At 44.4% G+C, this 22,716-nt stretch carries 18 protein-coding genes, 1 pseudogene and 1 riboswitch; of the genes and pseudogenes, 6 read left to right on the top strand and 13 right to left on the bottom strand.

What is annotated here, in order from left to right; translation table 11 throughout:
- Nucleotides 1–5: 5 nt before the first annotated feature.
- From xseA to xyn10D/fae1, 5 genes are all read right to left on the bottom strand, one after another.
- Nucleotides 6–1,244 carry an exodeoxyribonuclease VII large subunit gene (gene xseA / locus BACCELL_RS05025; RefSeq protein WP_007210508.1) on the bottom strand — a complete coding sequence of 413 codons (1,239 nt, stop codon included), beginning with the start codon at nt 1,242–1,244 and terminating at the stop codon, nt 6–8.
- 68 nt (nt 1,245–1,312) lie between these two features.
- A complete protein-coding gene (locus BACCELL_RS05020) occupies nt 1,313–2,683 on the bottom strand; it encodes a S8 family peptidase (RefSeq protein ID WP_007210507.1) in 1,371 nt (456 codons plus the stop codon).
- A 16-nt stretch (nt 2,684–2,699) separates the two neighbouring features.
- On the bottom strand, nt 2,700–3,779 hold the full coding sequence (gene mnmA / locus BACCELL_RS05015; protein ID WP_007210506.1) for a tRNA 2-thiouridine(34) synthase MnmA: 1,080 nt from the start codon (nt 3,777–3,779) through the stop codon (nt 2,700–2,702).
- Between the two features lie 429 nt (nt 3,780–4,208).
- Nucleotides 4,209–4,508, bottom strand: a complete 300-nt coding sequence (locus BACCELL_RS05010) for an AAA family ATPase (RefSeq protein WP_007210504.1) — start codon at nt 4,506–4,508, stop codon at nt 4,209–4,211.
- Between the two features lie 292 nt (nt 4,509–4,800).
- Nucleotides 4,801–6,951: a bifunctional endo-1,4-beta-xylanase/feruloyl esterase gene (xyn10D/fae1, locus tag BACCELL_RS05005; RefSeq protein WP_007210502.1), complete on the bottom strand. Its 2,151-nt coding sequence runs from the start codon at nt 6,949–6,951 to the stop codon at nt 4,801–4,803.
- Nucleotides 6,952–7,268: 317 nt separating this feature from the next.
- On the opposite strand from xyn10D/fae1, the gene BACCELL_RS05000 reads away from it, so the two are divergent.
- Nucleotides 7,269–8,324: a porin gene (locus tag BACCELL_RS05000; RefSeq protein WP_034754665.1), complete on the top strand. Its 1,056-nt coding sequence runs from the start codon at nt 7,269–7,271 to the stop codon at nt 8,322–8,324.
- Between the two features lie 68 nt (nt 8,325–8,392).
- Here BACCELL_RS05000 and BACCELL_RS25945 read toward each other — a convergent pair.
- Nucleotides 8,393–8,668, bottom strand: a pseudogene (locus BACCELL_RS25945) (DUF4846 domain-containing protein); the annotation flags it as partial.
- A gap of 339 nt (nt 8,669–9,007) precedes the next feature.
- Here BACCELL_RS25945 and BACCELL_RS04990 point away from each other — a divergent pair.
- From BACCELL_RS04990 to BACCELL_RS04975, 4 genes are all read left to right on the top strand, one after another.
- The gene (locus BACCELL_RS04990) at nt 9,008–9,859 is read left to right on the top strand and encodes an exodeoxyribonuclease X C-terminal domain-containing protein (protein WP_007210497.1); all 852 of its coding nucleotides are present in this window, start codon (nt 9,008–9,010) and stop codon (nt 9,857–9,859) included.
- 54 nt (nt 9,860–9,913) lie between these two features.
- Nucleotides 9,914–10,008: riboswitch (TPP riboswitch) on the top strand.
- A 59-nt stretch (nt 10,009–10,067) separates the two neighbouring features.
- The gene (locus BACCELL_RS04985; RefSeq protein ID WP_007210496.1) at nt 10,068–10,688 is read left to right on the top strand and encodes a thiamine phosphate synthase; all 621 of its coding nucleotides are present in this window, start codon (nt 10,068–10,070) and stop codon (nt 10,686–10,688) included.
- A gap of 17 nt (nt 10,689–10,705) precedes the next feature.
- Complete coding sequence (gene thiC / locus BACCELL_RS04980) at nt 10,706–12,427, top strand: phosphomethylpyrimidine synthase ThiC (RefSeq protein ID WP_007210495.1); 1,722 nt, start codon at nt 10,706–10,708, stop codon at nt 12,425–12,427.
- A gap of 20 nt (nt 12,428–12,447) precedes the next feature.
- Nucleotides 12,448–13,221, top strand: coding sequence for a sulfide-dependent adenosine diphosphate thiazole synthase (locus tag BACCELL_RS04975; RefSeq protein ID WP_007210494.1), 774 nt, complete (start codon nt 12,448–12,450; stop codon nt 13,219–13,221).
- Nucleotides 13,222–13,378: 157 nt separating this feature from the next.
- On the opposite strand, the gene BACCELL_RS04970 is transcribed toward BACCELL_RS04975, so the two are convergent.
- The 4 genes from BACCELL_RS04970 to BACCELL_RS04955 form a co-directional block, all read right to left on the bottom strand.
- Entirely contained in the window at nt 13,379–13,981 is a 603-nt protein-coding gene (locus tag BACCELL_RS04970; RefSeq protein ID WP_022209197.1) for a thiamine phosphate synthase, read from the bottom strand.
- 4 nt (nt 13,982–13,985) lie between these two features.
- Complete coding sequence (gene thiD, locus BACCELL_RS04965) at nt 13,986–14,804, bottom strand: bifunctional hydroxymethylpyrimidine kinase/phosphomethylpyrimidine kinase (RefSeq protein ID WP_007210492.1); 819 nt, start codon at nt 14,802–14,804, stop codon at nt 13,986–13,988.
- Nucleotides 14,805–14,812: 8 nt separating this feature from the next.
- Nucleotides 14,813–15,868: a Gfo/Idh/MocA family oxidoreductase gene (locus BACCELL_RS04960; RefSeq protein ID WP_044153339.1), complete on the bottom strand. Its 1,056-nt coding sequence runs from the start codon at nt 15,866–15,868 to the stop codon at nt 14,813–14,815.
- Between the two features lie 88 nt (nt 15,869–15,956).
- On the bottom strand, nt 15,957–17,999 hold the full coding sequence (locus BACCELL_RS04955; protein WP_044153294.1) for a DUF3857 domain-containing protein: 2,043 nt from the start codon (nt 17,997–17,999) through the stop codon (nt 15,957–15,959).
- A 117-nt stretch (nt 18,000–18,116) separates the two neighbouring features.
- Here BACCELL_RS04955 and BACCELL_RS04950 point away from each other — a divergent pair, with 117 nt between their 5' ends.
- Complete coding sequence (locus tag BACCELL_RS04950) at nt 18,117–19,487, top strand: glycoside hydrolase family 28 protein (RefSeq protein ID WP_007210489.1); 1,371 nt, start codon at nt 18,117–18,119, stop codon at nt 19,485–19,487.
- 150 nt (nt 19,488–19,637) lie between these two features.
- Here the strand turns inward: BACCELL_RS04950 and BACCELL_RS04945 are convergent, their stop codons facing one another.
- The 3 genes from BACCELL_RS04945 to BACCELL_RS04935 form a co-directional block, all read right to left on the bottom strand.
- Nucleotides 19,638–20,654 carry a metallophosphoesterase family protein gene (locus BACCELL_RS04945; protein WP_007210487.1) on the bottom strand — a complete coding sequence of 339 codons (1,017 nt, stop codon included), beginning with the start codon at nt 20,652–20,654 and terminating at the stop codon, nt 19,638–19,640.
- 47 nt (nt 20,655–20,701) lie between these two features.
- Nucleotides 20,702–21,181, bottom strand: a complete 480-nt coding sequence (ispF, locus tag BACCELL_RS04940) for a 2-C-methyl-D-erythritol 2,4-cyclodiphosphate synthase (protein ID WP_007210486.1) — start codon at nt 21,179–21,181, stop codon at nt 20,702–20,704.
- Between the two features lie 187 nt (nt 21,182–21,368).
- On the bottom strand, nt 21,369–22,664 hold the full coding sequence (locus BACCELL_RS04935) for a histidine-type phosphatase (protein WP_007210485.1): 1,296 nt from the start codon (nt 22,662–22,664) through the stop codon (nt 21,369–21,371).
- Nucleotides 22,665–22,716 lie beyond the last annotated feature (52 nt).

Genomic DNA, 22,716 nt, shown 5'->3' with positions numbered 1-22,716 from the left:
ATATTTTATGATTTATGATTTACGACGGAGGTCACTTCACCCCGGTAAAAACGGGTGAGTATTTCATCTTTTTCATTCAAGAGGGTGGCATCTTTCACTACTTTTCCATCTTTCAAAGTAATGCTATAGCCACGGGCAAGCATTTTCTCTGGCGAAGCATCTACAAGACGCTGCCGCAACAAATCCAGGCGATGCTGCTGGCGCGCGAGAGAGGTTGTAACAGCCTGTGAGATATCCTTCCGGGCGGTAAGCAATGCAAGCTTGGCATCAGATACGCGACGGACAACAGCAGAAGGAATACGGTTTCTATACAAGGCCAGCCTTCGATGTTCCTCCGTCAAACGGGAAATCACGCTGTCGTGCAATTGGGTGATAAGCACTTCCAGTTCATCAGCAGCAAGATCCATGCAATTTATAAGATACTCTGCAGCAGCAGTCGGGGTTTTCACACGGGTGTGCGCCACAGAATCGAGTACCGTATCATCTCTTTCATGCCCTATTCCGGTAATTATAGGCAACGGAAATTGGGCACAAGCGGCAGCAAGCAAATACGTATCAAAACCGGAAAGATCGGAAGTTGCTCCACCGCCACGGATGATGACTACGGCATCAAAATCATTCTGACGATTTAAGATTAGATCCAAAGCTGCTAATACAGATTCTTCTACCCTATCGCCTTGCATCAAGGCGGGAAACAATTCTGTATAAAAGAAAAAGTTTCTGGGATTATTCTTTAACTGATGGCAGAAATCACCATAGCCTGCGGCTGTTGGAGAGGATATCACAGCAATGCGTTGCGGCAAAGTTGGCATTTCCAACTCTTTATTCAGCGTCAAGACACCTTCTTCTTCCAGTTGCTTCAGTATTTCCCGACGACGACGTGCCATATCTCCTAACGTATAAGTAGGATCGATATCCTGTACGGTCAGACTATAGCCATAAAGCTCGTGAAAACTGACAGTAACCTGAACCAGTACCTTAATACCGGAAACAAAAGCCTGCCCTGTCGCTTCTTCAAAATAAGGTTTCAGCAGCCGATAGACATTCGACCAGATAGTACCCCGCGCCTTTGCAACCAGACCATTGCTACGGGGGTCTTTCTGAATAAATTCCAGATAGCAATGCCCGGTACTGTTCGTTCGCACATCACTCAACTCTGCCTGTACCCAATATTCATCAGGCAGGCATTGTTCAAGACTGCGGCGCACCAAGGCATTAAGTTCCAGTAAAGATAATGCTTCCATATTGTTCAGCTACGAGTGACAAGCTACCAGCTACAAGTGACGAACTACGAGTAACAGCTTGTAATCAGTTATTTATTATTTGATTTATAATCATTGTATGCCTTCCACATATCAGGTACTCCATATCCGTAGATATTATCCGGGAAACCGGCACGGTCACCGGATCGGCGCACCAACTCAATCACTTCTTTTGCCGTCAACGTCGGGCAAGCCTGCCACAAACATGTCACCATACCGCACATGATAGGTGAAGAAAAAGAAGTACCGTTAGCCCGTCCCTGGTTACCATCCGTACGGATCACATCCGATCCAACCCCTACCGCAACCACATCCGGCTTCACACGATGATCCGCTGTATTACCTACGGAAGAAAAAGTAGCCAGTACAGCTCTCTTGTCAATCGCTCCTACCGTCAATACATTATCAGCATCTCCCGGAGGAGTGATCTTTTTCCAGGAACCCGCACCGGAGTTGCCGGCACTGCATACCAGTATCATTCCTTTATCTGCAATATGGGAAGCCTGGCGCGACATCAATGCATGACGTCCATCCAAATCTCGATATTTATAATTCTTCGATTTATCATCAAATGAGTAGTATCCCAAAGATGTATTGATTACATCCACTCCCACACTATCGGCAAATTCAACCGCAGCCGACCAATAATCCTGTTCTACCAGGTGTTCCGAATATTCATCCTCACTGCGAAGCAACCAAAAAGAAGCTTCGGGAGCCGTCCCCGTCATTATATCAGGTCGGTTCATACCTATACAGGACAGTACACTCATCCCATGGCTGCTTTCTGCAAAGATATCAGCCTGTTGGTTTACAAAATCCTTTGTACCGAGAATACGGATATTCTGCATAGCAGTAATCTTATCGACATTATGAAATCCGGCATCAATAACCGCAATTGTCATACCCTGCCCTTTGAAGCCCGCTTCGTGTAATTTGTCACCGTTGCTCATCTGAATCTGAGTGATAGCACGCCCATAAATGCTATCCGGATGTATCGTCGGTTGGTTCAACACAGAATCACGTTCCGTCGCCATCGATGGTTTGCCGGCACTGGGAGAAATCCAGACTTTCTCTGTTGAAAGCACAAAAGGCAGTGCCGCAATACGATCAATCAGAGTCGTATCGTTGCAGGACACCGTTACAAAATTATCCCATTTCCCCGTTACCACAATCTTCACTCCCTGTTTGCGGATTTCATCTATATATTTACGGCATACCGGGAGATCTGTAGAATCAATCGGAAGGTTCTGCTTCCGGCGGCGCTCAATCGCTTTTGCCGACAAGTATTTCTCCGGTTTTTTTAAAGAATATTCTGTAGCAGCTTTATCTTTTAAACTAATGCGATACTTCAATGTATCTTGTTGCGCCGATGCCCCTGTTGCAAGCAGGGCAATGGCTAAAAAGGATATTAATTTTCTCATTCTATTATTTTATTACTTATTCATTTTCTGAAATAACCAGCCCGATACCCCGTTGGGAAGCAATGAAAGAACCACCTACTACCCGCCTTCCAATATAGAATACAGCCGACTGACCGGGTGCAATAGCCGATGCCTCTGACAGGAAATGTACAAACAACCGCCCATCTTCCAGCCTTTTCACCGTACAGGGAATCGGCTTGCTTCGGTAACGGATGCGTACCGTCAAATCGGAAGCCGAAAAGAATTCCTGCTCATCAATAAGGTTATCCTGTTCGGTTAACATATATTCTGTCCGCAATTGTTCGGCATCACCCAGCATCACCGTATTTTTCTGCGGATTTATCTTCAACACATAAGCCGGTTTCCCTAAAGCTATTTCCAGCCCTTTCCGTTGTCCAATGGTATAATAAGGAAAACCTTTATGCTCTCCCAACTTCACTCCTTCGGAACTGACGAACCATCCGGGACCAATCGCACTATCTATTTCAGGAGAATGTTCACGCAGAAAGTCCCGATAATCACCTTTGATGAAACAAACCTCCATGCTCTCTCCCTCTTCCGCCTTCAGTTGATAACCTTTCTCACGCAGATATTCCCTCACTTGCAACTTCGTATAGGTGCCCAGCGGAAAAATGCAACGCCTCAGCACATCCTGTCCCAGTCGCCAGAGGAAATAAGACTGATCTTTCTTATCGTCATCTCCGGCCACTATATATATCTTTCCATTCTTTTCTTCCAGACGGCTATAATGCCCGGTAGAGATAAATGCGCAACCTAGTTTGTCTGCCCACTCTGTTAGTATGCGGAATTTAAAGGTAGGATTACACATCACGCAAGGATTTGGAGTCCGCCCCTGACAATATTCATCAATAAAGTTCTGCACAATTACTTTACGAAAAGCCTCACGTTCATCAGCCACATGGTGTTCGATACCCATACTGCCGGCAAGTTGCCGAGCTTCCACAGGTTCGTCTCCCCACACCCACATGGTCAATCCGACTATCTCATACCCCTGTTCTTTCAACATCAGGCAAGTGGCAGTACTGTCTATACCGCCGCTCATGCCCACCAATACTCGCTTATCAGGACTGTTCATTTTAGATATTCATTCTATTAGCTTACAAAAATAGATGATTTCGGGGAGAAGAAACAGAAAAGGCATACCTTTTTCACATGACTTCACATCATTCTCTTTGTTTCTCCTTACCTTTCCGTGCCTTTGCAGCTATGGAGAACTTACGAGTTGTACAACTCGCAAGTTCTCCGTAGTAAACAAAAATAAGAATAGTAATAAGTTCACAGCTTAGAAGTCAGCGTATCTAAAGTCTATTTCATGGCAGACCGCAACTTGCTCAAACGCCCCAAGAAATTACACACATCAGTATTACGGATAGCATCTTACCCATAGTATAAAGTCGACTTTTATGTTAAAAAAACAGCATTGCTGAAGAACCAGAACAGGATAAGACTATGTTGGAACTGACGGTGAGATTCTAACTATATCGAACAAAATTCCGAGGTATTATCATAGCACCTCTTTCTTCAGAAAGTCCGACAAATGCAGGTGTTGTATGCCTTGCACATCTCCTCCACGATTAAACTCATCCAGACTGACAACATACTTTGGATAATTGTCCGTATCCACACCTTCCTGAAACTTATCGCGCAGATATTCGAATAAATCCGTATCATTCCGAATTCCCCTGAATTCTTCGTATTCCATATTGATATAAAGAATATTTGCCTGAGGATTCTCTTTAAGAATATCAATTTGAAGCTGCTTTAAAATACAACTCTTCCCTACCCGCCGTTGTCCGGTCAGCACTTTAATGATACCTTTCCCTATAAAAGGACGTATTCTATACTGTATACAAAGGGCGATTTATCAGCTTCATACTTTTATAATTTATGATTAACAAACAATGCACATATAGCAATTTTATTAAATATAAATTATAAACCTCGTAAGAATGCTACATTTATTAAGTATAAATATCAGTTGGGTTGCCTACAAACTCTCCTATGCATCTTCAAACAGAAACGCTTCGTACAGATTACGCGGAATTTCACGGAATAAGCAAAAGAAAAATCCGTGAAATTCCACGCCTGTTTATTCCTTATTTGAAAAGTAACTGTGCCATGTGATACAAACTCCTGCGCCAAGTCAGGAATTCATGGGCCGTATCGGGAGAAACGAAAGACGTTGCCTTAAAACCGGCCGCCTTGAGGTCATTCACGGCTTTAGTCACACCATCCGGATTCTCCTTGCTTCCGCAACTGATGAAAATGGATGCCACCTGATTCTTATCCTTGATATCGCCCGGTGCATAGGTACCACCGCTCAGTAACCCGTAATAATTGAATACTTCCGGACGACGCAAGGTTATCAGTTTCGTTTCAAAACCACCCATAGAAAGTCCCGCCATTGCACGGTGCTTCTTGTCGGCCTGTGTACGGAAGTTACTATCAATATAAGGTATCAGTTCGTCTACCAGCACCGTTTCAAACTCCTTAGCCGTGAACTCTTTGATATGTCCAAATTTCACATCATTCGTCATACCATACGTCATTACAATGATGAACGGTTCAATCTTGCCTTCAGCAATCAGATTGTCCATAATCAGATTCGCATGTCCCTGGTTGGACCATGCCGTTTCATCTTCTCCCCATCCGTGCTGCAAATAGAGAACCGGATATTTCTTCTTATCCTTTCCGTAAGTGGGCGGTGTATAAACAAATGCACGACGATGGGTATCTGTGCTCTTGGAATAAAAATAAACCTGTTGAACATTTCCATGAGGCACTTGCTTCATAGCATAGAAATCCTCATCATGAGCCGGAATTTCAATACCACTTTCCCATCGGCAAGAACCGTAATAATTCTTAGTACCCGGATCATTAAACACACCACCATCGATAGCCAGGTGATAATAATGGAATCCCTCATCCATGGGGCCATCTGTAGTACCTACCCATACACCTTCTTTATCTTTGCGGAGAACTGTGCCACCACGACCGCCTAATCCAAGACTGACAATGACTGATTTGGCATCAGGAGCAACTACACGGAAGCGGGCGTATCCTTGCGAATTGACCATAGGATATTGCTGTCCGGGCTGATTAAGTACAGAAGGACGGAAATCCTCTTTCACTACAGCAGTATCGCTTGCCGGATCAAAATCCTTAATGATACTATAGACACGTTTCGCCTTATAATTTTCATCATAAGGCAACGGATAGTTACGTGCACCGAGCCATGAATCGCGGTCGGAAAGATTCCAGAAAGTAACATTGTCTACCACATCCTTATGTTTGCGAAGTACTTTAAACAAGCGAGCATACTGATCTTCCTGAAGCGTTTTTACTACCTGACTGATGTTGCCGCCGTCACGACTGAAGTTGAGCTGTCCTCCCATCTCCTGATTGGCACGAATATCCAACTCAGTAATATGGATATGTTTCACTATAGTAGAATATTTCGTCAGGGCAGCATCTACATCTTCCATGCTCGGACCATAGACATTGTAATGTCCCTGCATGCCAATACCATCAATGGGCACACCTTCTTCCTTCATGGATTTCACCATATTATAGATGCGATCGCGTTTTCCAGGATCAGCAGCATTATAGTCATTGTAGAAAAGGAGTACATTAGGATCGGCCTCACGGGCATAAATAAAGGCTTTCTTAATAAACTCGTCACCGGCAATCTGATAAAGAGGGGAATTGCGATACGGACTTGGGTGTTCTCCCATGCCTCGTCGGCCACCCTGCCAGCCACCATCGGAGATTGCTTCATTCACAACGTCCCACGCATATATCACGTCTTTGTAGCGTTCCACGATAGCTGTAATGTGATGTTTCATATTTTGAAAAAGTTTCTCTTTCGACACTAAATCCCCTTTTTCATCTTTATACATCCATTCTCCTATCTGGGCATGCCACATCAGACAGTGCCCGCGTAACTTGATTCCGTTGCTACGGCAAAAATTGGCAATTTTGTCGGCATTCTCCCAATTGAACTGTCCGTAGGCAGGCTCGGTGGGTTGCGGCTTCATGTCGTTTTCTGCCGTAATACTGTTGAAGTCTTTTTTAATAATGGCAATCTGTTCAGGATTCGAGATGTTACGCATATTAACAGCCACGCCGATAGAGAAGTAATCTTTATAGGCATCCTTCAGCCCCGTTTCTCCGCTTTGTGCGAATCCGGTATTTGCGCCCATGGTCAATGCCAATGCGCAAAGGGAAAATTTGAATAAATGTTTCATCTGATAATTATTTAAAAGGTTTTCATAGTATATCTATTATCTACCATGTATTTGTACATGCATATCACTCACTAATTGGAAACGGTTACAAAAGAATGCTTTTTTCTGAAAGATTCTTCATATTTGTGTAACACGTTTTTTCGCTTATGTTACCTCCTTTAGTAAAAGTGAAAGAAAATGGATTCTCAAGGTCAGTACCGCCACTGAAGTAAAGAGAAAAAGATGATTGTAACCAAAACGAAACATACATGACACAAAAATATAACACACATGTCTGAACTTTGCCGCCATAAATTAATCGACTACAACTAATGATTATGAAGAAAAGCGCATTCATGTTGCTCATCATCCTACTGTCGCTGACAGCAAACGCTCAGACTCCGTACCGCAACGAGGACGGAAAGAAGATTGATAAAGAAGAGCTGGAAACAAAGGATTACCTGCCGGAAATACACGGTACTATCCGTACTAAGTTTGAGTATCAGACAGAAATGGCTGCCAGTCGTTTCGAAGTACGCAATGCACGCATCAGCATTACCGGAAATGTATTACCCATCGTAGCTTATAAGGCGGAAATTGATCTCTCCGATGAAGGACAAATCAAAATGCTGGATGCCTACGCCCGCCTTTTCCCAATAAAAGACCTGACCGTCACCGCAGGACAAATGCGAGTACCATTTACAATCGACGCCCACCGCTCTCCACATCAGCAATATTTCGCTAACCGTTCGTTTATTGCGAAACAAGTTGGTAATGTGCGTGACGTTGGTGTTACATTGGGATATAAATTCGGCACTGGAATACCTGTAACCTTAGAAGGCGGACTCTACAATGGTTCGGGACTGACCAATCAAAAAGAATGGCACAAAGAGGTAAACTATTCCGCCAAAGCACAATTCCTTTTCGCCAAAAAGCTGAATCTGGCTTTAAGCATACAGAGCATCCAGCCACAAGAGATAAGGATAAACTCGTATGACATCGGTGCTTTCTATGAATTCGGGCGCTTCCATATTGAAGGAGAGTATTTGTACAAAACTTATGCAGACAATGCCTATGACAACGTGCATGCCGTAAATAGTTTTATCAATTACGACCTCCCCTTACAAAAAGTATTCAGCAAGATGTCCTTTCTGGCACGCTATGATATGATGACCAGTCAAAGCGATGGTAAAGCCATCAACGAAGAAACCGGAGCCTTGACTACCACCGACTACAAACGCCACCGTATAACCGGAGGTATCACTTTCAGTCTCAGCAAGGCATTCCGCACAGATCTCCGGCTGAACTACGAAAAGTATTTCTATGCCAAAAACAGTATTGCCAAAGAGTCTGAACAAGATAAGATTGTATTGGAACTGATGGTTCGGTTCTAACACCTCACATGCACCTGCCAACAACAGGTGCATCGTCCGGTAAGTACTCTTTGACTCTCTCATTCATCCTACTTAAACCGTTTCAAATCCTTCTTCTCAAACACCCATTCCGGAGTGTAGAGCTTACCTTCATCATTGTCAGACAGCTCATACCAAGGCGATAATCCACGGTTAGCGGGATTCACCAATATCTGAATCTGTTGAGCCGGCATATAGCTCTGTGTCAGCAGGAACACTTTCTTTCCTGTTTGAGGGTAAATCGCCACATCCACTACAATGACTGCGTGCCCCGGTGATCCGCCTTTGATAAACACATCTCCGGGTTGTAAAAATGTATAAGGAACATAAACACCAGGTTTTAAATACCTCCAGAAGCATCTGTGGCGTATCAGAGCCGTACCTGCTCCGTACTTTCTTCGTGTAGAAGTACCTTTGACCGAAGAATGTACGGAGCAAGTACAGCCCTGATACGGTTCGGGTACGGTGCAGATACAAAAAAGACACATCATAACGAAAGTATGAATTGTATAAAAAAGAGATTAACAGTCATCCTTTTCATGACCAACAAATAATACAAATTCAATTATTTTATTGAATATACATTATCTCTTCCTAAACTTTTCCATACAAAACTTGATTATTTACACGAAAAATCGTATATTTGAGTAAATAACTCAGAGCTTATGGCAAATCCGATTCTTCCTGGTATATCAGAAGCTGAACAAGAACTGTTGTACAAGAAACTAAATGAATACAATCAGGGAAGAACCTCTTACAAAGAGGCAGGTGCTTATCTGGTTGTACTGCCCCGTCCGGAATCTCCCCGTTACTCCTTATGGGTGTATTCTCCTCTTCCCGAACGCCAGTCCATTTTTTACGTCCAGGACCTTTCTACAGACATCCATGAAAGTCTGCGAGCGGCAAGCAGCCTATGTTATTATTCTCCACGTTGCATTCTGTTGGTAGAATATAATGCCAAACGTATGCAGAGTAAGGGAGACGACATTATCTCTTTCGGAAAGTATCATGGACATTTCCTGCACGAAATCTTCCGTATCGATCCGGCATATGTGAGTTGGATTGCTTATAAGTTTACTCCACGTATACCTAAACAGGAACGCTTCGTACAAATAGCACAGGTGTATCATTCCGTCCACCTGGATATTCAGAAGCGGCAGGCACATCAGAAATATTCTACCAGCCATTTTCTGGGGAAAGAAGGAGATAAAGTGAAAGAACTGACACTGAAAGTACTCCGTGTCCGGCTGGAAGACGATCCTTACAAAACCACCGTGAAAGGAACGACTCCTTATTTCTATGTCCGGCAGATACTGACTTTGGAAGATCCTATCGGCAACCTCGTCACTTTCCGGACCAACTCGCGTACGGCAAGCCGGGAATCGTGCCAGGTGCCCGCTACGGAACATGCCTTCGAGCCCGGAGAATCGGTATATATTGCCTCGGCACGCATCTCTTGTACCTTTACTTCGGGAAACAAACAATACACCCGCCTCAATTATGTCAAGTTTAAATAAACTTAAAAGATAGAGCGGTATTATTCCTATTAAAAACATTCGTCCTTTCTTTGTCGGCAGAAAAGGGGGTGCTATAAAAATAGCTGAGATTATACCCAATGAACCTGATACGGTTAGTACCGTCGAAGGGAATTTTCTTTCTATATTCTACTATTCGTTTATACTACTATCCCTTTCTGTAAGTATAATTTCTAAATTCAGAGTTTGAATGTTTGACGTACAATTCATTACGCATTTTACGGCATCCATATCTTATTCGGACTCCGCACGCATAGCCCTTGAAGGGGGATGCCGCTGGGTTCAGCTTCGGATGAAGGATGCTTCTTCAGAAGAACTGAAAGCCACAGCCGTGCAAGTGCAGGAACTCTGCCGCCAATACGGAGCCACGTTCATCATTGATGACCACGTGGAACTGGTGAAACAGATTGGCGCGGACGGTGTCCACTTAGGAAAACTGGATATGCCGATAAAAGAAGCAAGGGAAAGGCTGGGCAAAGATTTCATTATTGGCGGAACAGCCAACACGTTCGAGGACATCCGGCAACATGCCGCTGATGGCGCCGACTACATCGGTTGCGGTCCTTTCCGCTTCACAACTACCAAACAAAAGTTATCACCCATTCTGGGGCTGGACGGTTATCATTCCATCCTGACGCAAATGCGCGAAGAAGGAATAACAATTCCTGTCGTTGCCATCGGTGGAATCACACGTGAGGACATACCATCCCTGAAAGCATCAGGACTGAACGGAATAGCATTGAGCGGCGGTATTCTGAAAGCTGAGAATCCGGTACGTGAAATGGAAACAATTATACGACTGACCCAATAGAAATCAATTAGTGAACCATGGAAGATAAAACAAAAATTACTTATCCCGAATCCGAGAAAGTCTATATGCAGGGGCAACTCCATCCTTATCTGAAAGTTGGGATGCGAAAAGTGAATCTTACCCCTACCGTAGTAGTGGAAAACGGGAAAAAAGTTATGACGGAGAATGCGCCCGTCTACATATATGATACAAGCGGCGCATACAGTGATCCGGAACAGAAGGTAGATTTAAAGAAAGGTTTGCCACGCCTCCGCGAACCGTGGATACAGGAACGGGATGTAGAACGGTTGACGGAAATCAGCTCCGAATATGGAAAGATGCGTCTGGCAGACAAAAGCCTTGACTCCCTGCGTTTTGATCATATCACTTTGCCTTATCGTGCCAAAGCAGGCAAGCAGATTACGCAGATGTACTATGCCAAACAGGGTATCGTAACACCGGAAATGGAATATGTAGCCATCCGTGAGAATATGAACTGCCAACAGTTGGGTATAGAAACTTACATCACACCGGAGTTTGTGCGTGATGAAATTGCGGCAGGACGTGCTGCCTTACCCGCCAACATCAACCATCCCGAAGCTGAACCTATGATTATCGGTTCAAAGTTCCTCGTAAAGATTAATACGAATATCGGAAATTCAGCTACCTCTTCCACGATTGAAGAAGAAGTGGAAAAGGCCGTCTGGAGTTGCAAATGGGGTGGAGATACGCTGATGGACTTATCTACAGGAGAAAATATTCACGAGACACGGGAATGGATTATCCGGAATTGTCCTGTTCCGGTAGGTACTGTTCCCATGTATCAGGCGATGGAGAAAGTACACGGAAAGGCGGAAAACCTTACCTGGGAACTATTTAAAGATACACTGATCGAACAATGTGAGCAAGGGGTAGATTATTTTACAATCCACTGTGGTATCCGCCTGAAGAATATTCATTATGCCAATGACCGCCTTTGCGGAATGGTGAGCCGGGGAGGAAGCATTATCTCCCAATGGTGTAAAATCCATCAGAAAGAGAGTTTCCTGTATGAGCATTTCGATGATATATGCGATATATGCGCACAATATGATGTGGCACTTTCATTAGGTGATGGTTTGCGTCCGGGAGCTATCCGTGATGCGAACGACCGGGCACAGTTTGCGGAACTGGATACGATGGGAGAACTGGTAGAACGCGCCTGGGCAAAAAATGTACAGGCATTCATCGAAGGTCCGGGACACGTACCCATGCATAAGATCAGGGAAAATATGGACCGGCAGATTGAGAAATGCCACGGAGCACCGTTCTATACTCTCGGTCCGCTGGTTACAGATATTGCACCGGGATATGATCACATCACAAGTGCCATTGGCGCAGCACAAATCGGTTGGTACGGAACAGCGATGCTTTGCTATGTGACCCCCAAAGAACATCTTGCATTACCGCAGAAAGAAGATGTACGCATAGGAGTGGTAACTTACAAAATTGCCGCACACGCCGCAGACCTTGCCAAAGGCCATCCGGGTGCCGAAGTACGTGACGATGCCTTAAGCAAAGCCCGCTATGAATTCCGCTGGAAAGACCAGTTCAATCTGAGTCTCGATCCGGAACGCGCCTTGCAATATTACAAGGAAGCCAACCACCTGAACGGGAAGTATTGCACCATGTGCGGGCCCAACTTCTGTGCCATGCGCATCAGCCAACGACTGAAAGATTGTGATTATGATGCAGAAATAGAAAATACAGAGAACGAATAACTTTTTAAACTTATAAGAAAATGATTGAAACAAAAGTATCCAAAGGTATCATCAGTACCTATTTTGAAAAATTAGAGAGAAACCTTGATCTGGACGTTGCCATTGTAGGTGGTGGTCCGTCGGGCATAGTAGCCGCTTATTATCTGGCAAAGGCCGGATTGAAAGTAGCGCAGTTCGACCGTAAGCTTGCTCCCGGCGGCGGTATGTGGGGCGGTGCCATGATGTTCAACCAGATTGTGATTCAGGAAGAAGCGATTGACATTGTAAAGGAATTCAATATCAACCACGAGAAATATGAGGACGGCTTATATGTGATGGACTCTGTAGAGAGTACCTCTGCATTGCTTTATCATGCCGTACATGCCGGAGCCACCGTATTCAACTGCTATTCCGTAGAAGATGTTATCTTCAAGAATAATACGGTAAGCGGAGTAGTGGTAAACTGGACTCCTGTATTGCGCGAAGGTATGCACGTGGACCCGCTGAACATCCTTGCAAAGATAGTAATAGACGGAACAGGCCATGACAGCGAAATAGCCGCTACCGTAGCCCGCAAGAATGGCAGTCGCCTGGCTACCGAAACCGGTGGTGTAATTGGCGAACGTTCACTGGATGTAATTGCAGGAGAGGAAGAGGTTGTAAACGGTACGAAGGAAATCTATCCGGGACTTTACGTTTGCGGTATGGCTGCTTCCGCCGTTTCGGGCACTCCGCGTATGGGACCGATCTTTGGAGGAATGTTGATGTCCGGTAAAAAGGTAGCTGAGGAAATTATTGCGAAGCTGAAGAAATAATTTCTCAGAAGCCACTATTTATCAAGGTGGACAACTTTTTCACCACAGATTACACAGATTTTCACAGATTATAAATGTTGAGAATCAATTCCTTTTTCTTTTTATCTGTGAAAATCTGTGTAATCTGTGGTGATCTTCGGCATACTCTTGTATAGACTTATCCTGCAATCTTTTTCAGCCTCCTGAAATGAGCAAGCAACTCTTCGGCATCTTTCCACGTATGGTAACGGTTCCAGATATCTCCTAATAAAGCTGCACCGCCAAAGCCAAGAGACTTTATTTCCGCAAGGTTCACCTCACTTATTCCGCCTAAGGCTACTACCTTTTCATGGATGACTCCGCTTTCCTGTGCTTGTTTCAACTCATCCTTTGAATATCCCGAGCGATATCCCTGTTTGGAAATGCTATCGTAAACAGGACTCATAAGCACATAATTGAACAGGGAGACTGTAGTTTCCACTTCTTCCAAGCTATGGCAGGCACGACTCAGTATTCCCTCATAATTTGCTGGTGCCTCCGGATGACGGGAATTCAAGTGAATTCCACCTAAAAGATACTTATCTTTTAAAGAGAAGAAATCATGAATGACAATCCGGGTTCTATATTCCGGAGCAATACCTTGCAACAGATTTTCTACCGCATGAACATCCGCATCCGGTTTGCGTACATGCAGCAAGTCCAGTCCGGCTTTAAATAATTCAGTGACGATGCGTGCTTCATCCGGAATAAAATCCGGAGAGGTGATAATAATCAGTTTCATTTTTCTATCCTTCATTTACCGGAGGCGTCGGAAACGGGAAATGCCACAAAGGACCATTCCCCTGCCCTATACGTAAATTCTTCCCGGCTTCAATAGCACAGGAAATGTATTCTTTGGCCTGTTCCACTGCTTCATACAAGGATGATCCTTGCGCCAGAAAAGTGGCAATGGCGGATGAAAGCGTACATCCCGTACCGTGCAGGTTGGCGGAATGAATACGCCTGCCACCCAAAATATTTAGTTCTTTTCCGTCATAAAGTACATCGCACATTTCATGACCGGTCAGATGACCTCCTTTAATAAGAAAAGCACAGTTATATTTTTCGAATAACCGGCATGCGGCATCCTCCATTTCATCAATCGTCTGAACCGGTTGTTGCAACAATACTTCTGTTTCGTGCAGATTAGGAGTTACGAGAGTTACTTTCGGAATCAACTTAGTACGAATGGCTTCCAATGCCTCATCCGTCATCAGACTATGCCCGCTGGTAGAAACCATCACCGGATCGAAAACCACTTTCCGGGGAGAATAGCGACGCAATATCCGTACTATTTCATAGATAATCTCTACGTTTCCAGTCATACCTATTTTAATGGCATCCGGTTGCAAGTCTTCCATCACCGCCTGCATCTGTTGGCCTACCAGCTCTGCCGCAACAGGATGAACAGCTTGCACACCCAATGTATTCTGCACTGTAATGGCTGTGATAGCAGTAGCTGCATAACCTCCAAGTGCCGAGATAGCTTTTATATCTGCCTGTATGCCCGCGCCACCGGAACTGTCGGAACCGGCAACGGAAAGGACGATTGCTTTCTTATCCATAAGCCAAATTACAACTTTATAACATTCCCTGTACGGCTACTCTCCCATGCCGCCTCAATCAGGCGGATAACGCCAAGCACTCCGCACGCATCACTTTGCAACACCGCTCCATTCCGGATATGCTGATAAATATTCTCATAAAAAGCAGCGTAGTTTCCGGGAAGGGTAGGATAAGGTTTCCGCACCACATTACCATCTTTTCCCGTATGGAGTATTCCCCATTGGGATTCATCCTCTTCTCCCCAATGCGGAGTATCCGGCAACACACCTTTAGTCAGATCCGCCTCTTGAGGATCAAGACCATACTTCACATAAGAGCCTTCCGTTCCATGAAGAACAAAGCGAGGCTCATTCTCACACATCAGATAGCTGGCTTTCAAGGTGATTTTCACTTCCGGCATCCGGGCAGGTTTCATCAGATGGATGATAAAATAATCATCTACTTTACCACCGGTACGTAAAGTTGCAATATCAGCAAATACAGCTTCGGGCATACCAAATAGTTGAACAGCCTGGTCGATGACATGGGCACCCAGATTATAAGTCAGACCACCACCATTCTCGCCGGTTTCTTTCCAGGTATTCGGCTTGATGAAATTCCGGTAGCGGGGAAAGGTTGATTCAAATTCGACTAGACGGCCCAACAATCCCTGAGCCAATATTTCTTTCACGGTCAGGAAATCACAATCCCAACGACGATTCTGGTAAACACTTAAGGTCAGTTCTTTTTCCGCAGCAAGGGCTACGAGTTCTTCACCTTCCTCTACAGTAGTGGTGAAAGGTTTTTCAACGATAACATGTTTTCCGGCTTCGAGAGCACGACGGGCATATTCGTAATGGGAACTGTCAGGGGTATTCACTACCACTAACTCCAGTTCTTCCATCCCTATCAACTCATCAAAACTACGCACAATACGGGATTGCGGATACTTCGCCCGTGACAATTCTTTACTACGCTCAGTGACAGCAGTCAACTCAAAATGAGGATTTGTGGAAATAAAAGGAGCATGAAATACTTGTCCCGACATTCCAAAGGCAGCCAATCCGGTTCTTATCTTATCCATATCTTTCATTTTTTCTTTCGGCAAAACTAATGAATTTATCGCTGATGTACCACACATGAAGGAATAAGGTTTTACGAAGAAAGATAATTTAATCCTTCGGAAGCTCCTTTTTCAGTACAATGAGAGCCTGATTCATCTCCACCGCCTTGTTCCATATCTGCTGCAACTGTCCATAATATTCGGAAGGCACGACCGAGGAAGACAAAATGAATGTATAATTCACAATGACGTTGTTCCTGTTTCTTTGGATTGCATATTTGCATTGCAGCTTGCCGTCTTCAGTCTTTATCACTTGCGTGTGGGGGATTTCTTCCACCTCATAGCCTTCAGGAAGCGTCAGCGCACAAGAGAGAGTGACTTTTGACGGATAAGGGAACTCAACCGGAAGGATCCGCTCCGATTGTATAAACGGGTTCTTTGTCAATTGCGGAAAAAGAATCGGATTAATATATATATGATCATCCAACTTTTCCGCCTCAAGTACAAAATCAAATTCTTCCTGTATAGTTGTGAAGTCATCTTCCTTATCTGTTAGCTTCAGATTGGTAACCGTCAGTTTTTCTTTCATCAATTCCTGTTTATTCACAAGAGAGTCTTTCGCCTGGTTCTCTTTCCGGTGTTCTAAAGCTTGATGTCCCTTCAGAATGGTGGTCCGACGTCCGGTTATCTGATTCTCCCGAGCATTAGCACTGATTTTCATGAAAACTTGATTGGTAGATATTTCCTGCAAGTTCACCCATTTTTGTTTTTCCGGTATATCGGCAGAAAGCATGCGTGCTTTAGTCACCGACAATTCAATGGGCAGCACATTGAGAGCCGGTACCTCCATCGAACTATCCAGATAAACATACTTTCCTCTTGCCTCATCATAAATAGCCACTACGAAAGTGTTCAATTTCTGAAGAGAGGGAAAGTTAGACGGCAACATTCCCCCGGAACGCCGGCTCATAACCACAGGATAGGCCTTGATGCCGTAGCTTCTGAGCATACTGATAAAAATAAAATTCAAATCGGCATTACTGCCTGTTCCGGCTTTAAGTACCTTCTCCAGATTCTCACTGTAAAGTTTATACTCTCCATTCCAAGACAACTTTTGCTTCAGCAATTGGAAAACACCTATAACTTTTTGATTAAAAGTCAAATTGCCCGATTGGTTGAGTTGCCGAATCTCTTCAAGGTACGGACTTTTCCACAACAAGTGTTTACCAAAGCCTTCGTTCTCCTCCCGGGTCAGTTGTTTATCCACATCCTCCCAGTTCTGGCTGTAAGGTTTGTAGCCTTCATCCGGATAATTGGTTCCTTGCAAATCGAAACTAACCTGTATTCTATAATCTTCCGGACACCAGCAAAAAGATTCATCCTGGCGGATGGCAGGCAGATTTTGGGAAGTAAACGTAAGCTTCTGTGCCGAAATAGTAAAGTCATGCGACACTCTCGCTACGCCACTTGTTGTATGTTGTGCGGCTTGTACCGAACCTTTCTCTTCCAGAACATCTATATATTGGCGCCCTCTAAATTCTATGTTATATACAAATACATGAGGAATAGTTATTTCGTATTGATTGTATACTACGGGAATTTCTTCCTGCATCATCCAGTTGTCTATGTGTACGGAATAGTCGGAAGTCATTTTATAGTGATATTCGATAACTGTCCCGACCTTGACAGCAGGCAATGAAAACTTCAGTACTCTGTGATAGGTATTCAGCCTCTCATCGGAAACGAGCTCCCGCTTCAGACGGGTTTTAACAAGTTTCCCATTTTCCAGATTATAGGAACATCCGTCCAGATCGGAGATGCGGTCTTTCTCCTTATCTCTGTCAGAAGGCGCATAATAAGGAATGGCTACATCAGCTTGTGAAACACCTTGCGGCTTCAATATCTTGATGCGTACCCAATGTTCCGTATACAATTCAAATTTATCATTATAAGTAAAACCGCTCTTGCCTTTATGAAACAGATAAACTGCCACTGCGGTAGTGTCAGGAGCGTATGTCTCCAGTGATAGTTCCTCCTTGGAGGGTTTGCCATACTTCAGGTCAGGCTTAATTACAGTAGTAGCTTGTTGTGAAAAAGCCATCGGGAAGCATAAAGAAATAAGCATGCAGAAAATAAATAGCCCGTGTTTCATGATTTGACTTTTTAAGATTACCAATTGTACAAAAATAATAATTAATACAATACAGCGGCGTTGATCTTACAAAAAAAACAGGTATTTTTGCCACACACATTATTTATATTGAATACCATGAAGAAATTAGCTTTTTTAGCCTGTCTACTCCCCATTCTATGGGCGGCATGTAGCAGCACTGCAACTACCCGCAAAGAATCCGGTGAATGGGCAAAAGTTCCCGAAATCCTGAAGAACATTGTTCCGCCTACTTTTCCGGACAGTATATATGACGTAACTGCCTACGGGGCAAAAAGCGATACGAGTTTTGACAGCCGACCTGCCATATTGGAAGCCATCAATCAATGTAATACAAATGGTGGCGGCACCGTTCTCATCCCTGCCGGAAACTATTTCAGCAAAGGAGCCATCTTGCTGAAAAGTAATGTAAACCTGCACATTGCAGATGGCGCACGTCTGGAATTCTCGACCGTGGCCTCTGACTATCTCCCCATGGTATTGACCAAATGGGAAGGAACGGAATGTTTCAACTACTCCCCTTTCATCTATGCCTACCAGTGCACCAATGTCGCCCTAACCGGCAAAGGCACGATTGACGGCAACGGAGCTGTAACTTTCAATGGTTGGCACGCCCTGCAAGGTCCTGCCCTGGATCGCTTGCGCCAGATGGGTATCGATTCCATCCCGGTATACGAACGCGTATTCGGAGAGGGATATTACCTGCGCCCATGCATGATACAATTCTACGGCTGCAAGAATGTACTTGTAGAAGATGTACAGATCTACGATTCTCCGTTCTGGATTATCCATCCTGTATTCTGCGACAATGTCACCGTACGCAATGTATATATAGACAGTAACAACTACAACAACGATGGTTGTGATCCGGAATCAAGCACGAACGTACTGATTGAGAACATGGACTTCAATGTGGGAGATGATGGTATCGCCATAAAATCAGGACGCGACCAGGATGGCTGGCGCATCGGCCAAGCCACGGAAAATGTGATTATCCGTAACTGCCACTTCGCCCGGTGGGCCATTACCATCGGTAGTGAAATGTCCGGTGGCGTACGGAACATCTTTATCGAGGATTGCAAGATAGACAGTTGCCGCAACGGTATTTACTTCAAATCAAATCTGGACCGTGGCGGTTACTTTGAAAATCTAAACATGCGCCGGATAGAAGCGGACGTCTGCCTGTGGGGAGTGATTAATTTCCGTACGAACTACCACGGATACCGCGGTGGAAATCATCCGACACTCTTCCGCAATATCTGCATAGAAGATGTAACTTGCAACCGCGTGGACAGCGTAGCACTCATGGCAAACGGATTACCAGAAGCTAAACTTTATAATATCACCCTGCGGAACATAAAGGTAAAACAGGCACCGAAAGCCATACAGATGGACAATGTAGTGAACTTAACGCTCGACAACGTAGAGGTGAACGGTAAGCGGATTACTTCCGCAGAACAAGAAGACTAAGGGTAAAGACATAGAACATTCTGAGGCTTGATGTAAAAGATGCCATCTTTTGATGTAAAAGGTGGCATCTTTCGTTACATAAGATGGCATCTTTTGCTGTTAAAGATGGCATCTTTTGCATAGTATATAAGAATGTTCTCTTCAGAAAGGTTACTCCGTAACCAGCGGACGTTTACGCCAGTCATCCTTCACATAGCTGTCGGGATAGACTGTTTTATCTTTTAACTCACCACCTTTCAGGCGTATCCAGGAAGTAAAGGTACGTTCCCCCTCCTTCAACACAATTACGCGTGCACCGTTAGATAGATGGTTATATTCCGTATTACCACCTGTGAAACGTCCATAAGCCAGTACGATACCTTTCCACATGACTGAATAGTCATTATCATGGTCATGTCCGACAAAAGTACCCATTACATCACCTGCTTCCTTCATTGCGGCAAACATACCGGTATTAATAGCAGCTGAACAAGCTTTCTCCATACGCGTACCATAAAGGATGGCGTTCTCATCAGAAGCTGCTTCGTTGTATTCGGACAGCGGGATGTGGAAGAATGCCAAAGCAGGCAAAGGCTTTCCGTTATTCTTAGCGGTAAAAGCTGCACTTTGTTGACGATACCAGTTCACCTGATCGAATGTAAGCCAGTCATACCCTTTCACATCCGGTAATTTGGAGTACGAGTGAGAATCCAGGCAATAGAGCACTGAAGCATCTTTCTTACCATCCGAAGATTTCACAGTGAGGACGTAGTCGGGAGACTCAACGCTACCACGGTCGGGCTGGATGTTGTAAGGCATGGAACGGATTATATCGTATAATTCGGCACGCGTTTTGCCTTGTTCGTTATCATGGTTACCAAAAGTCACGACAAAAGGTATCTTACGGGAGGAAGCACAATCAAGTACGGCTCGCATGGCTGTATCAGCAGGCGGTGCATAAACTACATCTCCGGTAAAAACAATCAAATCGGGACGTTCGGCATCCAGAACTTCATTGATACGCTTCAAGGCAATGGCTGAAGCTGGATTGTGATACTGAAAATGGATGTCGGTAAACTGGACGATTTTAAACTCTCCGTTCTTGTTAAACTTTAAGGGGGCAACCTGTGCCTGGCAGAACAGAACTGTCAGAAAAGCCAGACAAAGGATTAAAGAAATTCTCTTCATGTTGTTAGTAATTAGTTTTTAGGTAGTTTATTAGGTTGAAATCAGTATTATTCTTTGGTTATCAAAACTGTTGCATAAGCTGAGATACCTTCTTCGCGACCGGTAAAACCAAGCTTTTCCGTAGTAGTGGCTTTGATGGAAATGTCGTCTTCATCTATTCCCATTACTTTGGCAAGCGTCTGCTGCATGGCGGGAATATGGGATTTCAGTTTGGGGCGTTCTGCACAGATGGTTGCATCAATGTTGCCCACGGAATAGCCTTTGGTTGCAATCAGTTCTACGGTTTTCTTCAGTAATATTTTGCTGTCTATGTCCTTGAACTCTCCTGCGGTATCGGGAAAATGATAACCGATATCACGCATATTGGCGGCTCCCAGCAAGGCATCGCAAATGGTATGAATCAGCACGTCGGCATCCGAATGTCCGAGTAATCCTTTCTCATGCTCCAGGCGGATACCGCCTAACCAGAGTTCACGTCCTGCCACCAACTGGTGTACATCGAAGCCAAAGCCTACACGTATTTTCATATCGTTCTTCTTTTATTTTATTGGATGAATGCACGAAAGTACGGAAAAAAAAGCAAGTGGGGAATAAAGACAGAACGCAAATTACACAAATTACGCAATTTTTCGTCTTATATAAGGCAACCGATAGGGGCCTGAAAGAAATTGCGTAACCTGTGTAATTTGCGTTCTATTCCGTATTCCTTATGATTTACGGTCTATCCGGCAGTTGGGACAGCAGGTCTTTGTAGAATGCCCTGACGTCCTTCCAGTGATAGAAAGGAGCGATGTCGGTCTTCACCGGGATACTCACTTCTTTCTCGTTCAGCATGAACTTCACGATGATATCGTCTGCACTGCCTTTCTTACGGAAGAAAACAATCTGCACATTGGCAGCCATAGGCACCATTTTGAAGTTACACCATGCCTGATAGAATTTGGCCGGATCGGACTCTTCATTATAACAGTTCTCCAGTCTCAGCAAGCCTACCAGAGGAATAACATTACCGTCGTGTCCGAAGCGGAAAGTGGCCGAGTTTGTACCGGAGGTAATCGCCGCGTCTGCTGAATCCATAATATTCTCAACCAGAGATTTAGCATTTGCCAGCATCAGTCCGTTCGTCATGGGCGAAGGGCCGTCGCATACATAGTTCTTATAGTTATGTATCTGCCAGATATCAAATAATTCCTGCTTCTCAAAGATATCATAAAAACAAACCTCCGGTTCCACGTTCTGCATATCAGAAGCAACCCAATACAGACCGCGCATCAGTTCTTCAGGATTCACATTCTTACGAATATACTCTTTGCTATTGAACAGTGTATTCATCAGACGTTCCGGACGGACATGTTCTTCTTCGAACTTACGGAATTCCTCATACCAAGGCCCTTTGCGTGAAGTAAACTTCATAGCTTCCTGTGTATGGAAATTTAGGTAATCCATATATTTATTGCTGGATTCGCGCTCAATCCGCATCTTCGGGTTGAATTCCTTCAGGCGTTCGCAGAATGCATCCATGCTGAGCACGCAACGGATAACTACGGTAGAGCGGGCAGACATTTGCGGTTCGCCTTTAAATACTTCAGGGAATGCCTGATACATACGTTCAGCAATGCCTCGTTGTTGCTTCACTCCTACCGGACTGAGGTCGCCGCCGTGTCCTTTGGCATCTGCCCAGACAATGTCCAGACGTTTACGGACATCTTCGCCCAAATCGGTTAATGCTCCGGCTGCATGGGCTTTCTCAAAGACTTCCATCACGCGGACGTAGTCTTCATCCGCAATTAGCCAGCGGGAACCATGACGACCATAGTGACTGATATAGAACGGTTCATAACCTTTCGGAGCCTTGGTCTGGACGCCCGAAGGACCGGGGTAAGCGTAATATACACCACCTGTCGTTGCAATATCATTGAAGATTTCTTCGCGTGTAGCTTGTGCATATAAGCCTTGCACAGCAAAAGCGGCTAACAGGACGATTGAAAAAAGAGTTCGTTTCATTCTCATAAACAAGTTGTTATTTTTAATGTATTTATTATTGTATTAGTAAAAACGTTAT

Source organism: Bacteroides cellulosilyticus DSM 14838, from assembly GCF_000158035.1.
Classification (GTDB): domain Bacteria; phylum Bacteroidota; class Bacteroidia; order Bacteroidales; family Bacteroidaceae; genus Bacteroides; species Bacteroides cellulosilyticus.
The sequence above is the reverse complement of the archived record's forward strand: the minus strand, read 5'-3'. Positions and strand labels throughout refer to the sequence as shown.

Coding starts and splice junctions, on each gene's coding strand:
- BACCELL_RS05020 (WP_007210507.1), bottom strand. CDS start 2,683: ATGAGAAAATTAATATCCTTTTTAGCCATTGCCCTGCTTGCAACAGGG.
- thiC (WP_007210495.1), top strand. CDS start 10,706: ATGGAAGATAAAACAAAAATTACTTATCCCGAATCCGAGAAAGTCTAT.
- xyn10D/fae1 (WP_007210502.1), bottom strand. CDS start 6,951: ATGAAACATTTATTCAAATTTTCCCTTTGCGCATTGGCATTGACCATG.
- ispF (WP_007210486.1), bottom strand. CDS start 21,181: ATGAAAATACGTGTAGGCTTTGGCTTCGATGTACACCAGTTGGTGGCA.
- BACCELL_RS04935 (WP_007210485.1), bottom strand. CDS start 22,664: ATGAGAATGAAACGAACTCTTTTTTCAATCGTCCTGTTAGCCGCTTTT.
- BACCELL_RS04950 (WP_007210489.1), top strand. CDS start 18,117: ATGAAGAAATTAGCTTTTTTAGCCTGTCTACTCCCCATTCTATGGGCG.
- BACCELL_RS04960 (WP_044153339.1), bottom strand. CDS start 15,868: ATGGATAAGATAAGAACCGGATTGGCTGCCTTTGGAATGTCGGGACAA.
- BACCELL_RS04990 (WP_007210497.1), top strand. CDS start 9,008: ATGGCAAATCCGATTCTTCCTGGTATATCAGAAGCTGAACAAGAACTG.
- BACCELL_RS04985 (WP_007210496.1), top strand. CDS start 10,068: ATGTTTGACGTACAATTCATTACGCATTTTACGGCATCCATATCTTAT.
- BACCELL_RS04975 (WP_007210494.1), top strand. CDS start 12,448: ATGATTGAAACAAAAGTATCCAAAGGTATCATCAGTACCTATTTTGAA.
- BACCELL_RS04955 (WP_044153294.1), bottom strand. CDS start 17,999: ATGAAACACGGGCTATTTATTTTCTGCATGCTTATTTCTTTATGCTTC.
- BACCELL_RS04945 (WP_007210487.1), bottom strand. CDS start 20,654: ATGAAGAGAATTTCTTTAATCCTTTGTCTGGCTTTTCTGACAGTTCTG.
- xseA (WP_007210508.1), bottom strand. CDS start 1,244: ATGGAAGCATTATCTTTACTGGAACTTAATGCCTTGGTGCGCCGCAGT.
- BACCELL_RS05000 (WP_034754665.1), top strand. CDS start 7,269: ATGAAGAAAAGCGCATTCATGTTGCTCATCATCCTACTGTCGCTGACA.
- mnmA (WP_007210506.1), bottom strand. CDS start 3,779: ATGAACAGTCCTGATAAGCGAGTATTGGTGGGCATGAGCGGCGGTATA.
- BACCELL_RS04970 (WP_022209197.1), bottom strand. CDS start 13,981: ATGAAACTGATTATTATCACCTCTCCGGATTTTATTCCGGATGAAGCA.
- thiD (WP_007210492.1), bottom strand. CDS start 14,804: ATGGATAAGAAAGCAATCGTCCTTTCCGTTGCCGGTTCCGACAGTTCC.